Origin of the sequence: Saccharomonospora sp. NB11 (genome assembly GCF_015910535.1) — a bacterium.
GTDB lineage: Bacteria > Actinomycetota > Actinomycetes > Mycobacteriales > Pseudonocardiaceae > Saccharomonospora.
On the sequence record NZ_JACBJG010000003.1, the window covers coordinates 305640 to 328290 of the forward strand.

General features: G+C 69.2%; 20 protein-coding genes and 1 pseudogene. 11 read left to right on the plus strand and 10 right to left on the minus strand.

From position 1 onward, the window contains the following. Positions 1-116: 116 nt before the first annotated feature. The 3 genes and pseudogenes from JAV51_RS05965 to JAV51_RS20200 all read left to right on the plus strand — a co-directional run. The gene (locus JAV51_RS05965) at positions 117-797 is read left to right on the plus strand and encodes a DUF6802 family protein (RefSeq protein WP_197319609.1); all 681 of its coding nucleotides are present in this window, start codon (positions 117-119) and stop codon (positions 795-797) included. A 342-nt stretch (positions 798-1139) separates the two neighbouring features. Next, entirely contained in the window at positions 1140-2975 is a 1836-nt protein-coding gene (locus JAV51_RS05970) for a phosphoenolpyruvate carboxykinase (GTP) (RefSeq protein WP_197319610.1), read from the plus strand. Between the two features lie 94 nt (positions 2976-3069). Beyond that, positions 3070-3348: pseudogene (locus JAV51_RS20200) on the plus strand (LLM class flavin-dependent oxidoreductase); the annotation flags it as partial. A gap of 112 nt (positions 3349-3460) precedes the next feature. Here JAV51_RS20200 and JAV51_RS05980 read toward each other — a convergent pair. Beyond that, complete coding sequence (locus tag JAV51_RS05980) at positions 3461-4765, minus strand: Nramp family divalent metal transporter (RefSeq protein WP_197319612.1); 1305 nt, start codon at positions 4763-4765, stop codon at positions 3461-3463. A 67-nt stretch (positions 4766-4832) separates the two neighbouring features. Next, positions 4833-5717, minus strand: a complete 885-nt coding sequence (locus tag JAV51_RS05985) for a septum formation family protein (RefSeq protein WP_197319613.1) — start codon at positions 5715-5717, stop codon at positions 4833-4835. A gap of 523 nt (positions 5718-6240) precedes the next feature. On the opposite strand from JAV51_RS05985, the gene JAV51_RS05990 reads away from it, so the two are divergent. Continuing rightward, positions 6241-7056, plus strand: a complete 816-nt coding sequence (locus JAV51_RS05990) for a DoxX family membrane protein (RefSeq protein WP_197319614.1) — start codon at positions 6241-6243, stop codon at positions 7054-7056. Between the two features lie 5 nt (positions 7057-7061). Here the strand turns inward: JAV51_RS05990 and JAV51_RS05995 are convergent, their stop codons facing one another. The 3 genes from JAV51_RS05995 to JAV51_RS06005 form a co-directional block, all read right to left on the minus strand. Continuing rightward, a complete protein-coding gene (locus JAV51_RS05995) occupies positions 7062-7874 on the minus strand; it encodes an ABC transporter permease (RefSeq protein WP_197319615.1) in 813 nt (270 codons plus the stop codon). After that, a complete protein-coding gene (locus tag JAV51_RS06000) occupies positions 7871-8842 on the minus strand; it encodes an ATP-binding cassette domain-containing protein (protein WP_197319616.1) in 972 nt (323 codons plus the stop codon). Before JAV51_RS06000 ends, JAV51_RS05995 begins: the two co-directional genes overlap by 4 nt. A 140-nt stretch (positions 8843-8982) precedes the next feature. Then, entirely contained in the window at positions 8983-10344 is a 1362-nt protein-coding gene (locus tag JAV51_RS06005; protein ID WP_197319617.1) for an acetyl-CoA C-acetyltransferase, read from the minus strand. A gap of 103 nt (positions 10345-10447) precedes the next feature. Between JAV51_RS06005 and JAV51_RS06010 the strand changes: the two genes are divergently transcribed. Both JAV51_RS06010 and JAV51_RS06015 read left to right on the plus strand, forming a co-directional pair. Next, positions 10448-11791, plus strand: a complete 1344-nt coding sequence (locus JAV51_RS06010; protein ID WP_197319618.1) for a 3-oxoacyl-ACP reductase — start codon at positions 10448-10450, stop codon at positions 11789-11791. Positions 11792-11794: 3 nt separating this feature from the next. Further along, positions 11795-12664 carry a MaoC/PaaZ C-terminal domain-containing protein gene (locus tag JAV51_RS06015; RefSeq protein ID WP_197319619.1) on the plus strand — a complete coding sequence of 290 codons (870 nt, stop codon included), beginning with the start codon at positions 11795-11797 and terminating at the stop codon, positions 12662-12664. A gap of 33 nt (positions 12665-12697) precedes the next feature. Here JAV51_RS06015 and JAV51_RS06020 read toward each other — a convergent pair whose 3' ends face one another. Further along, complete coding sequence (locus JAV51_RS06020) at positions 12698-13363, minus strand: TetR/AcrR family transcriptional regulator (protein ID WP_197319620.1); 666 nt, start codon at positions 13361-13363, stop codon at positions 12698-12700. 75 nt (positions 13364-13438) lie between these two features. Next, positions 13439-13909 carry an FxsA family protein gene (locus JAV51_RS06025; RefSeq protein WP_197319621.1) on the minus strand — a complete coding sequence of 157 codons (471 nt, stop codon included), beginning with the start codon at positions 13907-13909 and terminating at the stop codon, positions 13439-13441. Between the two features lie 62 nt (positions 13910-13971). On the opposite strand from JAV51_RS06025, the gene JAV51_RS06030 reads away from it, so the two are divergent. After that, complete coding sequence (locus tag JAV51_RS06030; RefSeq protein ID WP_307845747.1) at positions 13972-14403, plus strand: NUDIX domain-containing protein; 432 nt, start codon at positions 13972-13974, stop codon at positions 14401-14403. A gap of 125 nt (positions 14404-14528) precedes the next feature. Here the strand turns inward: JAV51_RS06030 and JAV51_RS06035 are convergent, their stop codons facing one another. The 3 genes from JAV51_RS06035 to pdhA are packed head-to-tail and all read right to left on the minus strand — an operon-like array spanning position 14529 to position 18233. After that, positions 14529-15962: a dihydrolipoamide acetyltransferase family protein gene (locus tag JAV51_RS06035; protein WP_197319622.1), complete on the minus strand. Its 1434-nt coding sequence runs from the start codon at positions 15960-15962 to the stop codon at positions 14529-14531. Positions 15963-15972: 10 nt separating this feature from the next. Beyond that, positions 15973-17022 (minus strand): alpha-ketoacid dehydrogenase subunit beta, encoded by a 1050-nt coding sequence (locus JAV51_RS06040; protein ID WP_197319623.1) that lies wholly within the window; start codon positions 17020-17022, stop codon positions 15973-15975. Further along, a complete protein-coding gene (gene pdhA, locus JAV51_RS06045; protein WP_197319624.1) occupies positions 17022-18233 on the minus strand; it encodes a pyruvate dehydrogenase (acetyl-transferring) E1 component subunit alpha in 1212 nt (403 codons plus the stop codon). Before pdhA ends, JAV51_RS06040 begins: the two co-directional genes overlap by 1 nt. 383 nt (positions 18234-18616) lie before the next feature. Here pdhA and JAV51_RS06050 point away from each other — a divergent pair, with 383 nt between their 5' ends. The 4 genes from JAV51_RS06050 to JAV51_RS06065 all read left to right on the plus strand — a co-directional run bounded on the left by JAV51_RS06050 (position 18617) and on the right by JAV51_RS06065 (position 22626). Beyond that, entirely contained in the window at positions 18617-20044 is a 1428-nt protein-coding gene (locus tag JAV51_RS06050; RefSeq protein ID WP_197319625.1) for a M20/M25/M40 family metallo-hydrolase, read from the plus strand. A 102-nt stretch (positions 20045-20146) separates the two neighbouring features. Further along, a complete protein-coding gene (locus JAV51_RS06055; RefSeq protein WP_197319626.1) occupies positions 20147-20965 on the plus strand; it encodes a basic amino acid ABC transporter substrate-binding protein in 819 nt (272 codons plus the stop codon). Positions 20966-21061: 96 nt separating this feature from the next. Beyond that, positions 21062-21871, plus strand: coding sequence for an amino acid ABC transporter permease (locus JAV51_RS06060; protein ID WP_197319627.1), 810 nt, complete (start codon positions 21062-21064; stop codon positions 21869-21871). Further along, positions 21871-22626 carry an amino acid ABC transporter ATP-binding protein gene (locus tag JAV51_RS06065; RefSeq protein ID WP_231641370.1) on the plus strand — a complete coding sequence of 252 codons (756 nt, stop codon included), beginning with the start codon at positions 21871-21873 and terminating at the stop codon, positions 22624-22626. The genes JAV51_RS06060 and JAV51_RS06065 overlap by 1 nt, the downstream gene beginning before the upstream one ends. Positions 22627-22651 lie beyond the last annotated feature (25 nt).

Sequence of the window (22651 nt, forward strand, 5' to 3'; positions counted from 1 at the left end):
GCGTCGAGAGGGCCGAGAGCTCTTGGTTCGGGAACCGAACTTGCCTACGGTAAGTCCTACGAAGTACGTCGCTACGAACGAGCACATCGTGCCCTGACGGAGGGGGAGTATCACCAGTGTGGGCTGAGGAGAGCGGCGGCGCCGAGGGGCCGTCCGACGACCTGTTGGTCACCGTCGAGGGCGAGGAGTACTCCGCGCCGATCAACTACGACATCGACGACGACGGGGTCGCCGACACCGCGGTCATCGAGCACGCCGACGGTTCGTTGCAGGCGTTCGTCGACGAAGACGGCGACGGGCAGGCCGACGCGTACCTCGCGGTGGACGCGCAGGGGCAGACCACGGCGTACGCCGAGTACGACGAAGCCAGTGGTGACTGGGTGGGCCAGGAGTCGCCCGGTGGCGAGGGGGACGCAGGCGACGTCGGCACACAGGCGAGCACGGGCGGCACCATCACGGCCGAGTTCGACGAGGGGGACGTCGAGGTCGGGCCTGCGACGGTGGACACCGACCAGGACGGCGTGAACGACACGGCCGTCGTCACCTCGGAGGACGGCACCACCATCGCGTTCACCGACATGGACGGCGACGGGGAGGCCGACGTCGCGGTGACGATCGACGAGACGGGCAACGCGGTGACCTACGAGCACTCCGGTGACGGCGAGTGGGTCGAGGTCGACAGCACCGGTCCCGTCGGGGCGGCGAGCGAGCCGGACCACGCGTGGGGTCGGCCCGAGCCGTTGGAGGGCGTGGCTCGCATCGACTCGGTCACCGGTCAGTGGATCAGCCAGAACTGAACGCTCGTCCACGAAAAGCGACAAAAGCGAATTTCGGGGAGGCTCGGCGCTGCGGCGCCGGGCCTTTTTCCGTGTGGCCGCCTGGGCGTCTCGGAAGACCTTTCGCACTTGCGCGATTCAGCGAAAACTGAATCGATCCCCTTATCGTTCTTGTGAGAGAACCGACTCTTCGAAGGGCCTGTTGACCTGTGTCGGAGCGCTACTCTCGGGGCATCCCAAACGCCAGCACACCGCTCGACGGTGCGCTTTGCCATTCGGTCGCCGGCAACGGAGCCCGCATCCGGACGTGTGCCTGACGCGCGTCCAGGTTGTGGGCTTCTGTCGTCGAAGACAGGAGTAGAGATGACTGCAGTAGCCATCCCCGGTCTTGAGAAGGCACCAACGACACACAGCGGCGTGCTCGCCTGGGTGCGGGAGGTCGCCGAGCTCACCACGCCCGAGCGGGTCGTGTGGGTGGACGGCTCCGACGAAGAGGCCGAGCGCATCAACGCGGAGCTCGTCGAGGCAGGCACGTTCGTGCCCCTGAAGGCGAAACCGAACTCGTACTGGGCGGCCTCCGACCCGAGTGACGTCGCGCGGGTCGAGGAGCGAACCTTCATCTGTTCCGAGCGCGAGGCCGACGCCGGGCCCACCAACAACTGGGTGGCTCCGGACGAGATGAAGGCGACCATGACGGAGCTCTACCGGGGCTGCATGCGTGGTCGCACGATGTACGTCATCCCGTTCTGCATGGGACCGCTCGGGGCCGACGACCCGAAGCTCGGCATCGAGATCACCGACTTCGCCTACGTCGTCGCTTCCATGCGGGTCATGACGCGGATGGGCAAGGCCGCGCTGGACAAGTTCATCGCGCCCGACGGCACCGAGCGGGAGTTCGTGCCTGCGCTGCACTCGGTGGGCAAGCCGCTGGAGCCGGGCGAGAAGGACGTGCCCTGGCCGTGCAACGAGACCAAGTACATCAGCCACTTCCCCGAGACGCGCACGATCTGGAGCTACGGCTCCGGCTACGGCGGCAACTCGCTGCTCGGCAAGAAGTGCTACTCGCTGCGCATCGCCTCGGTGATGGCCCGTGACGAGGGCTGGCTCGCCGAGCACATGCTGATCCTCAAGCTGATCTCCCCGGAGAACAAGGCCTACTACGTCGCGGCGGCGTTCCCCAGCGCCTGCGGCAAGACCAACCTGGCGATGCTGCAACCGACCATCCCGGGCTGGCGTGCCGAGACGCTCGGCGACGACATCGCGTGGATGCGGTTCGGCGAGGACGGCAGGCTCTACGCCATCAACCCCGAGTTCGGGTTCTTCGGTGTCGCTCCGGGCACCGACAACCACACCAACCCGAACGCCATGAAGACCATCGAGCAGGGCAACACGGTGTTCACCAACGTGGCCCTGACCGACGACGGTGACGTGTGGTGGGAGGGCATGTCGAGCAAGCCCGAGCACCTGACGTCGTGGAAGGGCAAGGACTGGACGCCCGCCGACGGGGAGGCCGGTGAGCCGGCCGCGCACCCGAACTCGCGCTACTGCACCCCGATGTCGCAGTGCCCGATCCTCGCGCCGGAGTGGGACGACCCGAAGGGTGTGCCGATCTCGGCGATCCTGTTCGGTGGCCGTCGCGCGACGACCGTGCCGCTGGTGAACGAGGCCCGCGACTGGGAGCACGGCGTGTTCATGGGCGCCACCATGTCGTCGGAGAAGACGGCCGCGGCGGCGGGCAAGGTCGGCGAGGTGCGTCGCGACCCGATGGCGATGCTGCCGTTCCTCGGCTACCACGTCGGTGACTACTTCCAGCACTGGCTGGAGATCGGCAAGCACGCCGAGAACGCGCAACTGCCGAAGATCTTCTACGTGAACTGGTTCCGTCGGGGCGACGACCGTCGCTTCCTGTGGCCGGGCTTCTCGGAGAACTCGCGGGTCCTGAAGTGGATCATCGAGCGCATCGAGGGCAAGGCCTCGGCGCAGGAGACCCCGGTGGGCTTCGTGCCGAGGGCCGAGGACCTGGACCTGGACGGTCTCGACGAGCCGTTGGCCGACATCCAGGCCGCTCTCGACGTGAACCCCGACGAGTGGCGGCAGGAGATCCCGCTCATCGAGGAGTGGTTCGACAAGATCGGCCGGGACAAGATCCCGGCGGCGCTGCTCGACGAGCTGGAGTCGATGAAGCAGCGACTGGGCTGACGTCGCGCAGTCCTGTCAGGACAGTTCGGAAGGCCGTCGTTCGCTCTGTGCGAAGGCGGCCTTCCGGCGTCGTGGGTCTCGTTACCGTGGTCGTGTGGCAGAGCAGAAGCCTTTCCGGTTCGGTGTAAACCTCCATCGCTTCGCCAGTCGCGCCGAGTTGGTCGATCGTGTTCGGCGGGCCGAGCAGTTCGGTTACGACATCGTGTGCGTGGCCGATCACCTGGGCAAATTCGCTCCGTTCCCGGCGCTGGTCGCGGCTGCGGAGGCCACGACCAGGGTCCGTCTCGGCACGTTCGTCCTCAACGCGGGCTTCTACAACCCGGTGCTGCTGGCCCGCGAGGTCGCGAGCACCGACCAGTTGCTCGACGGCCGACCAACTGCGTGCCCACCGTGCGCGGTACGGCATCACCTACTTCACCGTGCTGGAGGACGCCCTCGACTCCTTCGCCGGGGTGATCACCCGGCTGCGTTGACGACTGGCTCGCTCACTCGAACAGGCCGATCAGCTCGTTGACCGCCAGGACGGCGAACAGGGCGAGGCACAGGGTGAGCAGCGTGTTCGACACCCAGCGGGACCGGCCTTCCGGCACCACGCGGCGGGAGTTCAACAGCACCAGCAGTGTGCCCGCCAGGAACGGCATGAACAGGGCACCCAGCGCCCCGTAGGCCACGGTGAGCTGGAACGGCCGGTCGAGGAACAGCAGCGCCATCGGCGGGAACGTCAACCACACCAGGTAGCCGCGGAACACGGGACTGCGTTCGCCGGCCTTGCGCTCGTAGTCGTCGAGGTCGGCCTCCGCCGTTTCTCCCTTGACGTGTCGGGGCAGCCGCCACGTGCGCCACCAGTCGGCGAACAGCAGGCTCACGCCGTTCCACACGCCGATCAGCGAGGTGAACGACACGGCGAAGAAGCCGATGAGGAACGGGATGCGGGCCCATTGCCCGTAGTCCTCCGCGAGCGCGTCACCGAGGTAGAGCAGGCCCGCGTCACCGGACACGATCTCCTGGTTGAGCAGCAGCTCCGAGCCGACGACGAGCATCGCCACCACGAACACCCCGGTGGTGATGTAGCCGACGGTGTTGTCCAGCCGCATCATGCCGAGCCAGCGTGGCGAGTGCCAGCCCTTGGCGATGGTCCAGTAGCCGTACGCCGCCATGGTGATGGTGCCGCCGACGCCACCGATCAGGCCGAGCACGTAGACGAGCGACCCGTCGGGCAGCGACGGTGTGAGTCCCTTGCCCGCCTCCAGGAGGTTCGGCGTCACCAGCACAGCGGTGCCGACGACCGTCACGAACATGACGCCCACGAGGACGGTCATGATCTTCTCGATGACGGCGTAGCGCCCGAACCACACGAGCACGAAACCGAGAACGCCGCAGATCATCGCCCAGTACCGCACCGACAACCCCGGCATGAGGGCGTTCAGCGGCAAACCCGAGGCCGACATCGCCGTGGCGCCGTAGACGAAGCCCCAGACGACGGCGTAGGCGCCGAAGTACACGAGCACCCAGCGGCCGAGCGTCCGCCAGCCCGCCAACAGGGTCTGCCCGGACGCGAGATGCCAACGTCCGACGGCTTCGCCGAGTGCGACCTTGAAGATCGTTCCGAGGATCACGGCCCACAGCAACATGTAGCCGTAGCGCGAACCCGCGACCATCGTGGCGACCAGGTCGCCGGCACCGACGCCGGTGGCCGCCGCCATGATGCCCGGACCGATGTGGCGCAGGCGCTCCTTCCAGCCCTGCGGGATGTTCTGCGCCACGTCCTCGTGGCGTGTGTCGTTCGACATGCGAGCACGCTAGACCGGAGTCCGCGCGCTGCAAAGATCTCGTGTCAACCTCGCCGCGTCATTTCGATCACTGCGGCAGCGGTTTCGTCTTGATGCCTCGCAGCGACGCCATGACCGGCTTCTCGGTCTGCAGGTAGCACGTGAGGTTGTTGAAGCCTTGCTTCCACGCGGTCTCGTCGGGCCAGCGCCAGGCGGCGGACACGTCGTCGCGGGTCGCGCCGAGGTAGTCGACGACGGCCTTCTCGCACGCGTCCTTCGCGGCCGAGTGGAAGTCCTGCTCGCTCGGCATCGGGTCGGTGCGCTCGCCCATCGGCACGAGTGCGACGGCTTCGCCGCGGTGCGGCCGGTCGCAGGACGCCGGGGCGGGCGACTCCTCCGCCGGTGCGGTCAACGAGCAGAGCCGGTAGGCGTGGACACCGTCCCCCCGCAGCGCGTGGCGGATCGAGCCGGTGCGCTGCTTGGCCGCGTTGGCCTTGTCGAGTTCGACGACACCGCAGCGATACCACCGCTCGCCACGCGCCCAGGCGTCCTCACCCGCCCACAGCAGCCAGGCCGACAGCGTGGTGAGGTCGAAGTCGTTGCTGCCGAGGTAGTCGGCGGCCTCCTGACGGCAGGACGGGAACACGGCGGCGAAGATCTCGTCGCGGCCTGGTGGTTCCTCGGCCATGGCGCCGCCGAACGAACCCGTGGCCGTGATCTCGACGGTGTGCGGCTCCTCGCAGTCGACGGGAGTGGGATCGTTGCCGTCGACGCACTCCCCGGGAGCTGCGATGCCTTCGTCGTCGCCCGAGGGGGCGCGCGAGTCCGAGGACGGGGCCGGGGTCTCGGTGCTGCCTGCCACCGCGTGGGTGGTCGGTGGCGCGGCGGTGCCGTCCACCTCGGTGACGCACGACGTCACGGTGACCGCGACCATCAGCGCGGCTCCTGCGAGCACTAACCCCTGTCTGGACATCGAGACGACCCTACCGAGTGAGGCATTCCGACGACTCAATGTTGGCACCACTTCTCCGCGGGACCGACCTGGGGCACGTCCCGGTGTGGTCCGGACCTTGGTCCGGACCTTCGTGAGAGGTCCCCACCTTCGACCGTGTCCTGAGAAAAGGAAGAGACAGTGCGCGGCGGTGCCTCCAGAATTGGAAACCCCGTGATGCTGCCAGGTCGGGGGTCCGCCAGCATCACGGGGTCACCGGGTCTATCGAGCGGGGTCTCGGCTGCGTTACACCCAAACCTCTTTGTAGCGTGGATCACACCTTCGGGTGGACTGGGCCTGTGCGGTGCGCGGTCGTGGGTGTCACCCCATGGTTCCGCGCCATCCCGTCGAGTGACGTCGGGCTGTGGGTGCGTCCCGGCAGTGGTCTGGACCCACCCGGGCACTGTCGGAGCGGCCCCCGCGGTGGCGTGGCGCGGATGAGAACGGTCGGGAGTGGGTAGCTACCAGACAGTTCCCACGACCGGACTTCGTCTTAGGAGGTCTCATGATTCTCCGTCGCGTGGCACGCCCGTTGCTCGGCTCGGTCTTCGTCCTGGGCGGCGTCAACATGCTGCGGCAGCGGGACGACCACATCGCGGTGTCCCAGTCCTTCCTCGACAAGGCCGCCGATCCGCAGCGTCGGTCCGGGGAGTCGGCAGACTCCGCCGAGGCCTCCGGGTCGGCAGGGGCGGCAGGGTCGGCAGGGGCACTGCCGGGCGATCCGGTGACGATGGTGCAGGTGGAAGCCGCGGTGAAGATCGCGGCCGGGACCATGCTCTCGCTAGGGGTGCTGCCGAGAGTCGCCTCCGCCCTGCTGCTGACCAGCCTCGTGCCCACCACTCTCACCTCGCACGCGTTCTGGGAGGAGAAGGACCCGGAGCAACGCCAGGAGCAGCTCGTCGAGTTCCTGCGCAACGCCGGGCTCGCCGGAGGGCTGCTGTTGGCGGTGGCCGACACGGGCGGCAAGCCCTCGCTCGGCTGGCGGGCGCGGCACACGACCGAGCTGGCGAGCCACCAGGTGCAGGGTGCGGCCGGAACGGTGCAGCGCAAGGCCGGGAAGGCCGCCGTCAAGACGGGACTGGCAACCGAGAAGGCCGCTCTCAAGGCCGCGAAGGTGAGTTCCACGGCCGGCACGAGGGCGGGCAAGGCCACCGGCGCGGTCACGGGTGCCGTGAAGGGCAAGGGCAAGGCCGTCAAAGGCAAGGGCAAGGCCATGAAGGCGGCCAAGGGCGCCGTGAAGGGTGCCGCGTTGCCGGCTTCGGTGGCGGCGGTGGCGGGCAAGCGCGACAAGCGGCGTCGGAAGTCCGCGTTCGGCCACTGACCTGCTCAGCTCGAGACGCGGCTGTAGCGGGCCGTGGCCAACGGCGCGAAGATCGCGATGATGACGATGCAACTCAGGATCGCGTAGAGCGCGGCGTTCTCGGCGGGCCAGCCGGACGGTTCGGGCCACCCCGGCGGGCTTTCGTTGCCAAACAGGCGTCGGGTGGCGTTGACGGCGGCGGTGAACGGGTTCCAGTCCGCGATGCTGCCCAGCACGCCGGGAAGACTCTCCTGCGGCACGAACGCCGACGACACGAAGGTCAGCGGGAACATCCAGATGAGGCCCGCGCTGTTGGCGACCTCGACGCTGCGCGCGACCAGCCCGATGTAGGCGCCGACCCACGACAGGGCGAACGCGAAGAGCAGAATCATCAGGTAGCCGAGCAGGGCGTCGAGGAAACCGCTGTGGATGCGCCAGCCGATGAGCAACCCGCACACGGTCATCACGACCAGCACCACGACGCTGAGCACCTGGTCGGCGGTGGTGCGGCCGACGAGCACCGCGAGCCGTGACATGGGCAGCGACCGGAACCGGTCGATGATGCCTTTCTGCAGGTCGTTGGCGAATCCGATGACCGTATAGGAGGAGTTGAACGCGACGGTCTGGGCGAAGATTCCGGCGATCAGGAACTCGCGGTAGGCCGCGCCGCCGTCCGCGCCCGCCCCACCGATCGCGTTGCCGAACACGTACGCGAACAGCAGCACGAACATGATCGGGAACGCGGTGGCACCGAGCAGCCAGTCGGGGTTGCGGCGCACGTTCATGACGTTGCGCCACGTGATGACGGCGGAGTCGGAGACGACCTTGGTGGCGTTCACGGTGTCGGGTCCTCCTCGGTGGCGCGGCCGGTGAGCGAGAGGAAGACGTCGTCGAGGGTGGGGCGGTGCAGGGCGACGTCGGCGAGGGCGACGTCCCGCGCATCGAGCTTGCGCAGCGCCTCCACCAGCGCACTCGCCCCGGTGTCGACGAACACCGAGACGCTGCCGGTGTGTTCGTCCAGCACCGGTTCGCTCGTGCCGACCTCCTTGAGCACGCGGACGACCGGTTCGAGGTCGGTGTCCTGGCCCACGACGAGTTCGAGGCGTTCGCCGCCGATCTGGTCTTTCAGTTCGTCGGCGGTGCCGCGAGCGATGACCCGGCCCTTGTCGATGACCACGATCGTGTCGGCCAGCCGGTCGGCCTCCTCCAGGTACTGCGTGGTGAGCAGGACCGTCGCACCCGTGGCGACCAGTTGTTCGATGACCTCCCACATGCCGAGCCGCCCGCGGGGGTCGAGGCCGGTGGTGGGTTCGTCGAGGACCACGACCCGGGGCTCGGCCACGAGGGCTCCGGCGAGGTCGAGGCGACGGCGCATTCCGCCCGAGTAGCCCTTGGCGGAGCGGTCGCCTGCGTCGGTGAGGGCGAAGCGGTCGAGCAGCTCGCGGGCGCGGTCCTTCGCCTCGCGCTTCGACAACCCGTACAGCCTGCCGATCAGGTACAGATTCTCGGCGCCGGTGAGGTTCTCGTCGACGGCGGCGTACTGCCCGGACACGCCGATGTTCTGTCGTACGGCGTCCGGTTCGGTGAGCACGTCGTGCCCCGCCACCGTCGCCTCTCCCGCGTCGGGCCTGAGCAGGGTGGTCAGGACGCGCACCATGGTGGTCTTGCCCGCGCCGTTCGGGCCGAGCAGTCCGAGGACCTGGCCGGTGGGAATGTCGAGGTCGACGCCGTTCAGCGCTCGCGTGGACCCGTAGGTCTTCACCACGCCGCGAGCGCGGACAGCGACGGTGCCGTCCGTGTGAGGCATGCCTTCAGCGTAAGAGCGCGCCCGCGTCGGCGCCGGGCCTGTGATCAGCGGGAACGGGCGTGGCGGAGGGGGAAGACGCGACAGGGCCGCCCTCACCCGTCGGGTGGGAGCGGCCCTGCGAGACGAACGGTGTGGAGTGCTCAGCGCTCCAGGATCGCGGTGATGCCCTGACCGCCCGCAGCGCAGATGGAGATCAGGCCACGCCCTGATCCCTTCTCCGCCAGCAGCTTGGCCAGCGTGCCGACGATCCGGCCGCCGGTGGCCGCGAACGGGTGGCCCGCGGCGAGCGAGGAGCCGTTGACGTTGAGCTTCGCGCGGTCGATGCGGCCGAGCGGTTCGTCGCGCCCCAGCCGTTCCTTCGCGAAGCCCGGGTCCTCCCAGGCCTTCAGCGTGGCGAGCGCCTGGGAGGCGAACGCCTCGTGGATCTCGTAGAAGTCGAAGTCGGCCAGGGTCAGCCCGGCCTTGTCGAGCATGCGCGGCACGGCGTAGGCGGGCGCCATCAGCAGGCCCTCGTCGCCGGGGACGTAGTCGACGGCCGCGGTCTGCGAGAACGTCAGGTACGCCAGCACCGGAAGGTTGCGCTCCTTGGCCCACTCCTCCGTGGCGAGCAGCACGACGGACGCCCCGTCGGACAGCGGGGTCGAGTTGCCCGCCGTCATCGTGCCCTCGGGGCCGCCGAAGACGGGCTTGAGCTTGGCGAGCTTCTCCGGCGTCGAGTCGGGCCGCAGGTTCTGGTCGCGCGACAGGCCGAGGTACGGGGTGAGGAGGTCGTCGAAGAAGCCTCGCTCGTACGCGGCGGCGAGGCGCTGGTGACTCGTCGCCGTGAGTTCGTCCTGCTCGGCGCGCGTGATGTCCCACGCCTTGGCGGTCAGGGCCGCGTGCTCGCCCATGGACAGCCCGGTGCGCGGCTCGGCGTTGCGCGGGATCTCGGGCACGATGTGGCCGGGGCGGATCTTGGAGAGAATCTTCATCCGCTCACCCGCGGTCTTCGCGGCGTTGAGCTTCACGAGCAGGCGGCGCAGGCGGTCGTTGACGGCCAGCGGCGCGTCGCTCGTGGTGTCGACGCCACCCGCGATGGCGGAGTCGATCTGACCCAGCGCGATCTTGTTGGCGACGTTGACGATGGCCTGCAGGCCCGTGCCGCACGCCATCTGCACGTCCGAGGCAGGCGTCGTGGCGGACAACGCGCTCCCCAGCACCACCTCGCGGGCGAGGTTGAAGTCCCGCGAGTGCTTCAGCACCGCACCGGCGGCGAACTCGCCGATCTCCTCGTTCTGGAGGGAGAACCGGCTGACCAGCCCGTCGAGGGCGGCGGTGAGCATGTCCTGGTTGGACGCGTCGGCGTAGGGGCCGTTCGAGCGGGCGAACGGGATGCGGTTGGCGCCGACGATCGCGACCTTGCGGATCGACCGTGTTCCGGTGGACGTCGGTGCCGACGACCCGGCTGCCTTGTTCCGGCTCGACCGCGACCGGCCACCGCCGGACTTCTGCGCTTGGCTCATGGCTCTCGCCTTCCCTGGTCAGCGTTCTCGGGACCCGTCGACAGTGTAACCTACTCGCCGGTAGGTTAGGCTGGCGCTGCACACTGGGCACGGGAGGCAACGGATGGCTGACAAGTACCAGCAGTTCACCACGACACCCCTGGGCAAGCTCGTCACGTCGAAGCTCGGGCTGCCCAAGCCGCCCGTGCTGCGGCGTTACCGCCCCGGCCAGCCGCCACTCGATGGTCCCGCACTTCTGGGCGCGGCGCCGGGCAGCAGGCTGGAGAAGACGCTCACCGAGCAGCTCGGCAGGGCCGGCATCGAGATCGTGCGGGAACCCGGCGACGGGGTGCGCTACGGCGCGCTCGTCTTCGACGCCACCGGCATCACGGACCCGACCCAGCTCCGTGAGCTGTACTCGTTCTTCCACCCGGTGATCCGGGACATCGGCCCGTCCGGCCGGGTGGTGGTGCTCGGCACCCCGCCCGAACTCGTCGAGGGGCGCGAGCGCATCGCCCAGCGGGCACTCGAAGGCTTCACCCGCACCGTGGGCAAGGAACTCAAGCGCGGGGCCACGTCGCAGCTCGTCTACGTCGCCCAGGGCGCCGAGGAGGCGTCGGAGTCGACGATGCGTTTCCTGCTGTCGGCCAAGTCGGCGTTCGTCGACGGCCAGGTGATCCGCGTCGGCACCGCGGGCACCAAGACCGCCGAGGCGCCCGCCGACTGGGCGAAGCCGCTCGCCGGCAAGACCGCGCTGGTCACCGGGGCGTCGCGAGGCATCGGCGCCGCCATCGCCGAGGTGCTCGCCCGCGACGGCGCCCATGTCGTGGCGCTCGACATCCCGGCGCAGGGCGGCGAGCTGTCGACCGTGGCCAACCGGGTGGGCGGCACGGCCCTTCAGCTCGACATCACCGCCGACGATGCACCCCGGAAGCTGGCCGACCACCTCACCCAGCGCCACGGCGGCGTCGACATCGTGGTGCACAACGCGGGCATCACCCGCGACAAGACGCTGGGCAAGATGTCGTCGTCGGCGTGGGACTCGGTGCTCACCGTGAACCTCGTCGCCCAGCTCGCGGTCAACGACCTGCTGCTCGCCGAGAACGTCCTCAAGGAGAACGGCCGGATCGTCGGCGTGTCCTCCATCGCCGGCATCGCGGGCAACGTGGGGCAGGCGAACTACGCGGCCAGCAAGGCCGGTGTCATCGGCATGGTCGACGTCACCGCCCCCACGCTCGCCGAGCGCGGGTGCACGATCAACGCCGTGGCGCCCGGCTTCATCGAGACGCAGATGACCGCGAAGGTGCCGCTCATGATCCGCGAGTTCGGCAGGCGGCTGTCCAGCCTCGCGCAGGGTGGCCTGCCCGTGGACGTCGCCGAGACCATCGCCTGGTACGCCAACCCCGCGTCGGCCGCCGTCAACGGCAACGTCGTGCGAGTGTGCGGCCAGGGCTTCCTGGGGGCCTGAGCCATGACCGTGAAGGAGCTGACCAGCTCGCCGAGTCTGTCCACCCTCTACCCGAAGGCGGCGCTCGGCGGACTCCGCAGGACGAAGGCGGCGACCGACACGCTGCCCGACATCGAGTACGTCCGCGGTGGCGTCACCGTCGACCCGGGCCACCTCGCCGCCTACAACCGGGTGTGCGGCTTCCGGCTCACCGACGACCTGCCCGCCACCTACCCGCACGTGCTCGCGTTCCCGCTGCAGATGGCGCTGATGACCGAGTCGGACTTCCCGTTCCCGCTGCTCGGCATGGTGCACGTCGCCAACCGCATCACCCAGCACCGGCCGGTGAGGCTCGGCGAGAAGTTCACGTTGCGGGTACGGGTGGAGAACCTGCGACCGCACGACAAGGGCACCCAGTTCGACGTCGTCAGCGAGCTGCTGCCGGAACTCGGTGCGACGGACACGCCCGTCTGGGCGGACGTGAGCACCTACCTGCACCGGGGTGGTACGGGCCGATCCTCGTCACCGAAGAAGACCGAACTGGCGCCACCCGCCCCGAACGGCGTGTGGGCCGTCCCGGGCGACATCGGACGTCGGTACGCGGAGGTGTCCGGCGACCGCAACCCGATTCACCTGCACCCGCTGACGGCGCGCGCGTTCGGGTTCAAGTCGGCCATCGCGCACGGCATGTGGTCGAAGGCCCGTTGCCTCGCGGCGTTCGAGGGCAGGCTGCCGGACGCCTACACCGTCGACGTGCGGTTCCAGCTCCCGGTGCTGCTGCCCGCGAAGGTGGCGTTCACGACCTGGCGCACCGACGACGCCGGGTGGGCGTTCGAGCTGTGGAACGCCCGCAAGCCGAAGCCACACCTCAAGGGCACCATCACGGCGCTTTGAGCCGACCATTCGCGTGGGCGGCCCCGCCGAGCGTCATTCCGGCTGCTCGGTGGGGCGCCACACGTCGCCCTCCACGAGGTCGTTGAACCCGAGCCACGTGAGGTTCATCAGCCACGACGCGAGCACGCCGTCGGCCACGTCGGAGTGATCGAGCCACCAGTCGGCGAGTGACTCCGCCGCCCCGACGAGGGCGGCGGCCATGCCTTCTCCGGAGAACTCCGCCTGCGAGGCGAGGCCGCGCTCCGTTCCCGCCGACACCACGAGGTCACGGACCAGTGCGACGGCTCGGGCCCGCAGCGCGGTGATCTCCTCCGCGAACGGACCGCCCGCGGTGAGCGCGTGGCGGTGCAGCACGATCCACGACTCCCGGTAGGCGGCCACGAAGCCGTAGAACGAGCGCAGGCCGTGCCAGAGCTGCATGTCGGGTGGGACGTCGGTGCGGACACCGTCTCGCACGGTCCGCAGCAGCCGCTGCGACTCCCTGCGGACGCAGTGCCCGAACAGTTCTTCCTTGGCGCCGAGGTAGCTGTAGATCATCGGCTTGGAGACCCCGGCGACGTCCGAGATCTCGTCCATGGAGGCGAGGTGGTAGCCGTGTCGCGAGAACACCTGGACCGCGGCGTCGAGAATCTGCTTCTCCCGCACCGGTCGGGGTAGTCGTTTGGCCCGTTCGGGCGAGCGCTTGACGTCCTGCGCCACCAGTACCTCCCGTCGTCGGGCCAAACGCTACCTGAGCAGGAGATACGGCGGATCACACCGGGTGTGTCCGGTTGTTCACTCGGACTCGATGACCCGCGGAGGGTCGCGCCGCTCGTCGTTGCTCGACTCGTCCACGACTTCGCTGTCGACCACGATGACTCGCGACCGACGCGCGCCGAAACCGCCCGGCATGGTCGGGACGCGCCGCTCCAGGCGCTTCAACCACGCTCGGCGCACGAGGCCGCGGGTCGGCTTCAGCAGCAGGAGCAGACCCGCCACGTCGCTCACGAAACCGGGCACGAAGATCAGCAGTCCGCCGAGGCCGACGAGCATGCTGTCGGTGATCTCGTGATGCGGCGACCGGCCTGACCGTGCCGTCTCCATGACGGCGCGGGCGGCCTTGCCTCCCTCGCGTCGCGCGAGCGCGGAGCCGAGCAGGGCGCCCGCGACGAGGAGCCCGAGCGTGGCGAGGAAGCCGACGAGCGAGGCGACGGCCCAGATCGCGGCGATCTCGGCAATCACCCAGAGCAGGAAGATGGCGGCCATATGGGGTTCAACGTACGGGGCGGGCGATTTGCTCCCTCGCCCGGGCCTCTAGCCTGCTGGCCGTGCACAGCGGCGACGCGGCGACCGGCGCACCGGTCGGCAAGGTGATCGACAAAGTGGCGTGGATCGAACTCGACGGTGGTCGGGTGCTTCTCGCCCGATCGCGGGGCAAGGACGTCTACTACCTGCCCGGGGGCAAGCGGGAGCCCGGGGAGAGCGACGTCGACACGCTCTCCAGAGAGGTCGCCGAGGAGCTCTCGGTGACGGTCGTGCGCGGCACCGAGTCGCTGGTCGGGGTGTTCGAGGCACCGGCCGACAGCGGGAACGGCGTGGTGGTGCGGATGACGTGCTACACCGCCGAGCACGAGGGCACGATCACGCCCGACCACGAGATCGAGGACGTGCGGTGGGTGCGCCACGGTGACGCCGTGCCGGTGTCGCTCGCGAGCCGGGCCGTGCTCGATCACCTGCACGCGGCGGGTCTGCTCGACTGACTCCCGGCGACTGACTCCCGGCGACGTCGACCTACGAGGTCGGTGGACACGGTCGTGCCGCCCGAACTGGTCCGAACGCCTCCGGCCCGCCGAGAGAGTCTCGACGGGCCGGAGGTCGGGTCGGCTCAGTAGGTGATCGCCATGGCCGGGTCGGCCAGCAGCGCGCCGACGTCGGCGAGGAACTGCGAGCCCTGTTGTCCGTCCACTACGCGGTGGTCGAAGCTGAGCGACAGTTGCATCACCTTGCGCACGGCCAGCTCGCCGTCCACCACCCACGGCATGTCCCGGATCGCCCCGAGCGCCAGGATGGCCGACTCGCCGGGGTTGATGATCGGGGTGCCGGTGTCGACGCCGAACACACCGACGTTGGTGATGGTGAACGTGCCGTTCAGCATCGCCTCCGGGGTGGTGCGGCCGTCGCGTGCGGTGGTGGTGAGGTCACCGATGGCGCGGGCCAGCTCCGCCAACGACATCGCGTCGGCGTCGCGGACCTTCGGCACCACGAGGCCGCGCGGGGTGGCCGCCGCGATCCCGAGGTGCACGTAGTCCTTGTAGACGATCTCGCCCGCGGCCTCGTCCCACACCGCGTTGACGTCCGGGGTGCGCTTGGCCGCCAGGCACACGGCCTTGGCCGCGAACGCCAGCGGGGTCAGCTTGACGTCGGCGAACTCCGGGGTGCGGCGCAGCTTGTCGCGCAGCTCCATCATCGGCGTCACGTCGACCGTGAGGAACTCCGTGACGTGCGGTGCGGTGTAGGCGCTGTTCACCATCGCCTGGGCGGTCGCCTTGCGGACACCACGGATGGGCACCCGCCGTTCCCGCGTGGCGGGGTCGTACGACCCGGCGGCGGTCGACGCGGCGGCCACGGCGGTGCCGTTGGTGGTGCCGTTGGCGACGCCGTTGGTGGCACCCTCCGCCGCGCGACGGACGTCCTCGCGGGTGATGACGCCGCCCTCGGCGGACCCGGTCACCGTGCGCAGGTCGACCCCCAGCTCCTTCGCGAGCTTGCGCACCGGAGGCTTCGCCAACGGCACGTACGCGGCGGGAGAGACCTCGGCCTCGACCGGCGTGCGGGGCTTCACCACCTCCACGGCCTGCACCGGGGCCGCGGTGGCGGCGGCCGGGGCGGACGGCGAGGTGGGCGAGGTGGGCGTGGTGGGCGAGGTGGTGGCCGCGGCGGCCTTCTTGCGCGGCCGACGCTTGGCCGACGACGCCTTCGAGCCGTACCCGACGAGAGGCTTCATCTCCTCCTCGTCGGCGGCGGCCTCGGCCGGAGCAGCCGACGCCGCGGGCGTGCTCGCGGCCTCGCCGTTCGGGTCGACGTCCACCGTGAGGATGGGCGTGCCCACCTCGACCGTCTGACCGGGCTCGACCAGCAGCTCGGTCACCACACCGGCCCAGGGAATCGGCAGCTCGACGGCGGCCTTCGCCGTCTCGATCTCCACGACGATCTGGTTGACCGTCACCTCGTCACCGGGCTTGACCTTCCAGTCGATGATCTCGGCCTCGGTCAGCCCCTCCGCGGTGTCGGCCAGGGGGAACTGCTTGTACTCGGGCATCGAACTCCCCTCACCAGTCCAGCGCGCGGTCGACGGCGTGGAGCACCCGGTCCAGGTCGGGCAGGAAGTGCTCCTCCAACTTGGCCGGCGGGTACGGCGTGTCGAAGCCCGTCACCCGCAGCACCGGAGCCTCCAGCGAGTAGAAGCACTCCTGCTGCACCCGGGCCGCGATCTCCGAGGTCAACGAGGACTCGCTCGACGCCTCGCTCACCGCGATGAGGCGACCGGTGCGGCGCACCGACTCGAACACCGGCTCCAGGTCCAGCGGCGACAGGGTCCGCAGGTCGATGACCTCCAGCGACGTGCCCTCCTCGGCGGCGGCGTCGGCCGCCGCGAGGCACACCTGCACCGACGGGCCGTAGGCCACCAGCGTGGCCGCCGTGCCCTGCCGCAGCGTGCGGGACGTGAACAGCGGGGCGGGCGTGGCCGCCGGGTCGACCGGAGCCTTGAGCGCGCCCGAGTGGTAGAGCTTCTTCGGCTCGAACAGCAGCACGGGGTCGTCGCACTGGATCGCCTGCTGGATCATCCAGTAGGCGTCCACCGGGTTGGAGCACGACACGACCTTCAGGCCGGGGATGTGCGAGAACAGCGACTCCGGCGACTCCGAGTGGTGCTCCACCGCACCGATGCCGCCACCGAACGGCACCCGGATCACCACGGGGACCTTGACGGCCCCCTGGGTCCGGTAGTGCAGCTTGGCGAGCTGGCTGGAGATCTGGTCGAAGCCGGGGAAGATGAAGCCCTCGAACTGGATCTCGCAGACGGGTCGGAAGCCCCGTACCGCGAGGCCCACGGCGGTGCCGATGATGCCGGACTCGGCCAGCGGCGTGTCCAGCACGCGGTGCTCGCCGAAGTCCTTCTGCAGACCGTCGGTGATGCGGAAGACGCCGCCGAGCTTGCCGACGTCCTCTCCCATCACCACGACCTTGTCGTCGGCCTCCATCGCGGCACGCAGGCCGGCGTTGAGGGCCTTGCCGATCGTGAGCTTCTGCACGGCATTGCTCTGCGCCGTGGTGGTCGCGGCGTCGGAGGCGTTCACGGGCTGGGTGGGCGCGGCCATCAACGATCACCTCCGTCGGCGAAGCCGGACAGGTAGGACAGGTATTCCTCGCGCTGGGCCTCCAGCTGCGGCGACGGCTCCGCGTACACGTTGGAGAAGATCCGCTCGGGCGGCGGGTCGGGCATGTTGAAGCAGTAGTCGCGCAGTTCGGCGGCGAAGCGGTCGGCCTCGGCCTGCACCTCGTCGAAGAACGCGGCGTCGGCGCCGCCCGTGCGGGAGAGGTGGGCGCGCACCCGCTCGATCGGGTCCTTGAGCTTCCACGTCTCCACCTCGTCCGACAGGCGGTAGCGCGTCGGGTCGTCGGTGGTGGTGTGGGCGTCCATGCGGTAGGTGAAGGCCTCGATCAACACCGGGCCGTTGCCCCTGCGGCACTCGTCCAGCGCCCACCGGGTCACCGCGAGGCATGCGAGGACGTCGTTGCCGTCGACGCGGATGCCGGGGAAGCCGTAGCCGCGGGCCCGCTGGTAGAGCGGCAGGCGCGACTGGCGTTCGGTGGGTTCGGAGATGGCCCACTGGTTGTTCTGGCAGAAGAACACCAGCGGCGCGTCGTAGACGGCGGCCCACACGAAGCCCTCGTGGACGTCTCCCTGGCTGGTGGCGCCGTCACCGAAGTAGACGATCGTGGCCTCGGCGTCGGGGTCGTCGCCGACCTTGCCCTCGAACTTCTGCCCCATCGCGTAACCGGCGGCGTTGAGCACCTGGTTGCCGATCACGATGGTGTACGGGTGGAACCGGTGCTTGGCGAAGTCCCAACTGCTGTGGTCGGTGCAGCGGAAGATGCCGAGCAGGTCCCTGAAGTCCACGCCTCGGGCGTAGGCGACGCCGTGCTCGCGGTAGCTGGGGAAGGCCATGTCCTGCGGCTTGAGGGCGCGGCCCGAGCCGATCTGCGCCGCCTCCTGGCCCAGCAGCGGCACCCAGATGCCGAGCTGGCCCTGACGCTGCATGGCGTTCGACTCGCGGTCGGCCCGCCGGACCAGCACCATGTCGCGGTACAGCCCGCGCAGTGCCTCGGCATCGATGTCGGCGACGTAGGGGTCGAACTGCGCCGACGGCAGGCGCTCGCCTTCGGGGTTGAGGAGCTGGGTCAACTCAGCTCCGCCTTCGGTGGTCGCACGCAGTCCCGCTATGACCTGCTCCGGGGTCGGCTGCGCCGCTGTCGCGGCCGGACCGGCGCCGGATTGCGGGCGCGTCCACTGTTCTGGGGACGACATCGCATCTCCTTGGTGTCGTGCCGCACGACCGCTTGTGGCGGCGTGCGACGCGCCGCCGGCCACCGGGGTGCGCAACTGGATCGGCAGCGCTGGATGACCGTCGGCGGTGACGGTTCACGCGCTCATCCTGGCACGGAAACGGCCGTTGTGGAGAGCCCCTGAAGCGGATTCGTTGTGGCGGTCAGTGGTCTGAGCTGCGGAAATGCTCGGAATACCGACCGTGCAACCGCCGAAAGTCGCACCCGCGAGCAACGGCGGGACCAGTGGCGTCGGGCTCGTGATCGCGCTGCGCGACGGGGCCACGACGCAGTGGTGGCGGCACCCGCCCCGGCCCCCGGCGGCTGAAATTGTGACGAACGCCACTTGTCGGAGTGGGTGGCACGATGGGGCCCGTGGAACTGGAAAGCGTGAAGAACTCAGTGCGTCGGATGTGGGCCGACGACGTCCTGCCCAGCCTCTCGACGCTCGTCTCGATCCCGGCGCTCTCGCCCGCGTTCGATCCCGACTGGGCCGAGACCGGACACCTTGCCGCCGCCGTCGACCACGTGCGCGCGTGGTTCACCGAGCGCGACCTGCCCGGCGCGACCGTCGACGTGGTGAGCCTCCCGGGGCGCAGCCCGGTGCTCCTGCTCGACGTCCCCGCCACCGAGGGGGCCGAGGACAAGGGCACCGTGCTCATGTACGGGCATCTCGACAAGCAGCCGCCGGTGGGCGGGTGGTCCGAGGGCCTCGGGCCGTGGACGCCCGTGGTGAAGGACGGGCGACTCTACGGTCGCGGCTCGGCCGACGACGGCTACGCCGGGTACGCGGCGGTGACGGCCCTGACGGCTGTCCGCGAGGCCGGTGGCTCGCATGCCCGCATCGTGGTGTTGCTGGAGACCGGTGAGGAGTCCGGCAGCCCCGACCTGCCCGCCTACCTCGACCACCTCGCCGACCGGCTCGGCCGGGTGTCGCTCGTGGTGTGTCTCGACTCCGGCGGCAACGACTACGAACGACTGTGGCTGACGACGAGCCTGCGTGGTCTGGCCCAGGTGCACGTCACGGTGCGGGTGTTGGAGACCGCCCAGCACTCGGGCATGGCGAGCGGCGTGGTGCCCAGCTCGTTCCGTGTGCTGCGCATGTTGCTCGACCGGCTGGAGAACTCCGAGACCGGCGAGATCACGCTCGCCGAGTGCAACGTCGAGATCCCGCCCAACCGGATCGCCGAGGCCAAGCAGACCGTCGAGGCCGTTCCCGGGTCGATCATCGGCACGACGCCGTGGCACGGCTCCACCAAGCCGGTGTCGTCCGACGAGATGGAGTTGCTGATCAACAACACCTGGCGGCCCAGCCTGTCGATCATCGGCGCGTCCGGCATGCCCGAGCCGGCCGACGCGGGCAACGTGCTGCGCACGAGCACGACGCTGGCGCTGAGCTTCCGGCTCCCGCCCACGGCCGACTCGCAGGCCGCGTTGGAGGCCATCACGAAGGCGCTCACCACCGATGTGCCGTACGACGCGACGGTGGAGCTCAGCGGTGTCGAGGCCGCCGACGGCTGGAACGCACCCGAGCCGGCTCCGTGGCTGACGGCGGCGTTGCAGCGCGCGAGCGACGAGATCTTCGGCAAGCCGTGGGGCAACGTGGGGCTCGGCGGGTCGATCCCGTTCATGGGACTGCTCGGCGAGAAGTACCCCGACGCGCAGTTCGTCGTCACGGGCGCGCTGGGGCCGGACTCGAACGCGCACGTGCCGGACGAGTGGTTGCACCTCGACTACGCCCAGCAGGTCACCGAAACGGTGGCGACGGTGCTCGACGCTCACGCCACGAGCTGACTCACGTTGCAACTCGTCTGTAACGAACGCGATGCTGCGTTGTAGCGCATCCAGGTGGCAGGATGCGGGAACTGGCCGGTATGGATTACGAGGAGTGACATCGTGGCGCGTCGACTCACCAGGGCGTTGACCTTGTTGCCCGCCCTCGCTCTCGCCGTCACCGCGGCGAGTTGCGCGGAGGAGGTCAACACCGGCGGAGACACCGAGGCCGGTGGCGAGATCACCTTGATCAGGGAGGGCACGCTCACGACGTGCACCCACCTGCCCTACAAGCCGTTCCAGTTCACCGAGGGCGGCCAGACGGTGGGCTTCGACGTCGACCTGGTGGACCTCGTGGCCGAGGAACTCGGCGTCAAGCAGGAGATCGCGGACACCTCGTTCGAGAGCATCGAGTCCGGCGCCGCTCTCGACACCGGCCAGTGCGACCTCGCCGCGGCGGCCATGACCATCAACGACACCCGCGCGAAGGTCATGGACTTCTCCGACGGCTACTACGACGCCAACCAGGCGCTGCTGGTGAAGAAGGACTCCGGCATCGAGGGGCTGGAGGACCTGCGCGGCAAGGTGCTCGGGGTGCAGCTCGGCACGACCGGCGAGCAGTACGCCGAGGAGCACAAGGACGAGTTCGGCTACACCACCCGCCAGTTCGAGGATCTCGCGCTGCTGGAGACCGCGGTGAAGACCGGCCAGATCACCGCGGGCATCAACGACAACTCCGTGTTGTACGACTTCGTCAAGAGCAACCCGGACGTGGAGGTCACCACCGAGTTCGAGACCGGTGAGGAGTACGGCATCGCCGTCCGCAAGGGCAACGGTGCGCTGCTCGCCAAGGTGAACGAGGTGCTCGACGCCGCGAAGCAGGACGGCCGCTACGACGAGATCTACGAGAAGTGGTTCGGTAAGAAGCCGGAAAGCAAGTAAAGGCCTGCTTCGAAAGAACGAAGGCAGTGGTGAGGGCCCGATACGGATCGGTTACCGTTCGGGCCCTCACCCACGCCCAGCGAGGAGATTGTCGTCATGGCGATGTCGCGGCGTAAACGCGCCCGAGTGATTCGTGCGGTCCAGTACGCGGTGCTGGCCCTGGCCGTGGTGCTCATCGGGGTGTTGGCGGACTGGGGGACGGTCAAGGACGCGTTCTTCAACGTCGATGCGGCCTCGTCGCAGTTCCCCGCAATCTTCACCGACGCGCTGGTCAACACCATCGTCTACACGGCGCTCGGCTTCGCGTTGGGTCTCGGCATCGGCATGGTGCTGGCGCTGATGAAGTTGTCGTCGGTCGGCCCGTACCGCTGGATCGCGACGCTGTACATCGAGTTCTTCCGCGGCATCCCTGCCCTGCTGGTGTTCATCGCGCTGGGCTACGGCGTGCCGCTGGCGTTCGGCATCAGGTTCGACATCTACTCCACCGCCGCCATCGCGTTGGGTCTCGTCGGCTCGGCCTACATCGCCGAGACGCTGCGGGCCGGCATCCAGGCCGTGCCCCACGGCCAGGTGGAGGCGGCGCGGTCGCTGGGCATGTCGCAGGCCAGGACCACGGTCACGGTGGTGATCCCGCAGGCGTTCCGGATCATCCTCCCGCCGTTGACCAACGAGCTGATCCTGCTGACCAAGGACTCGTCGCTCATCTACCTGCTTGGCCTGGCCCGGGACGAGTACGAGCTCGCGAAGTTCGGCCGTGAGGGGCTGAACGCGACGGGCTCGCTGACGCCGATCCTGCTCGCGGGTCTGTGCTACCTGATCATCACGGTGCCGCTCGGTTACCTGTCGCGCTACCTGGAGCGCCGCAGCGGCCGCAAGGAGGAGCAAGGGTTGAAGGTGACGGCCTGATGAGTGACGTGATCGTCGAGGTCTCGAACCTGCACAAGTCCTTCGGTTCGCTGGAGGTGCTGAAAGGCATCGACCTGTCGGTGCGCCGGGGTGAGGTCGTGTGCATCATCGGGCCGTCCGGTTCCGGCAAGTCGACGATGCTGCGGTGCGTGAACCTGCTGGAGGAGCCCAACTCCGGCACGGTCACGGTCAACGGCTTCGAGCTGACGGACCCCGACTGCGACATCGACCGGGCCCGGCGTGGCATCGGCATGGTCTTCCAGGGCTTCAACCTCTTCGGGCACCTGTCGGTGTTGGACAACCTGACCGTGGCCCAGCGCAAGGTGCTCAAGCGGGACAAGGCGGAGGCCGAGCGCATCGCCAGGGACAACCTCGCCAAGGTGGGGTTGGCGGAGAAGGCCGGCTCGATGCCCGGCCAGCTCTCCGGCGGGCAGCAGCAGCGCGTGGCCATCGCCAGGGCGCTGTCGATGGAGCCGTCGGTGATGCTGTTCGACGAGCCGACCTCGGCGCTCGACCCGGAACTCGTGGGCGACGTCCTCAAGGTGATGCGCCAGCTCGCCGACGAGGGCATGACGATGCTCGTCGTCACGCACGAGATGCAGTTCGCTCGCGAGGTCGCCGACACGGTGCTGTTCATGGACGGCGGCGTGGTTGTCGAGCAGGGGCCGCCGCAGCAGGTGATCGGCGACCCGCAGCAGGAACGCACCCAGACCTTCCTCTCGCGGGTGCTGAACCCGGTGCACGCGCAGGACTGATCACTCGTCCGGGACGCACACCACA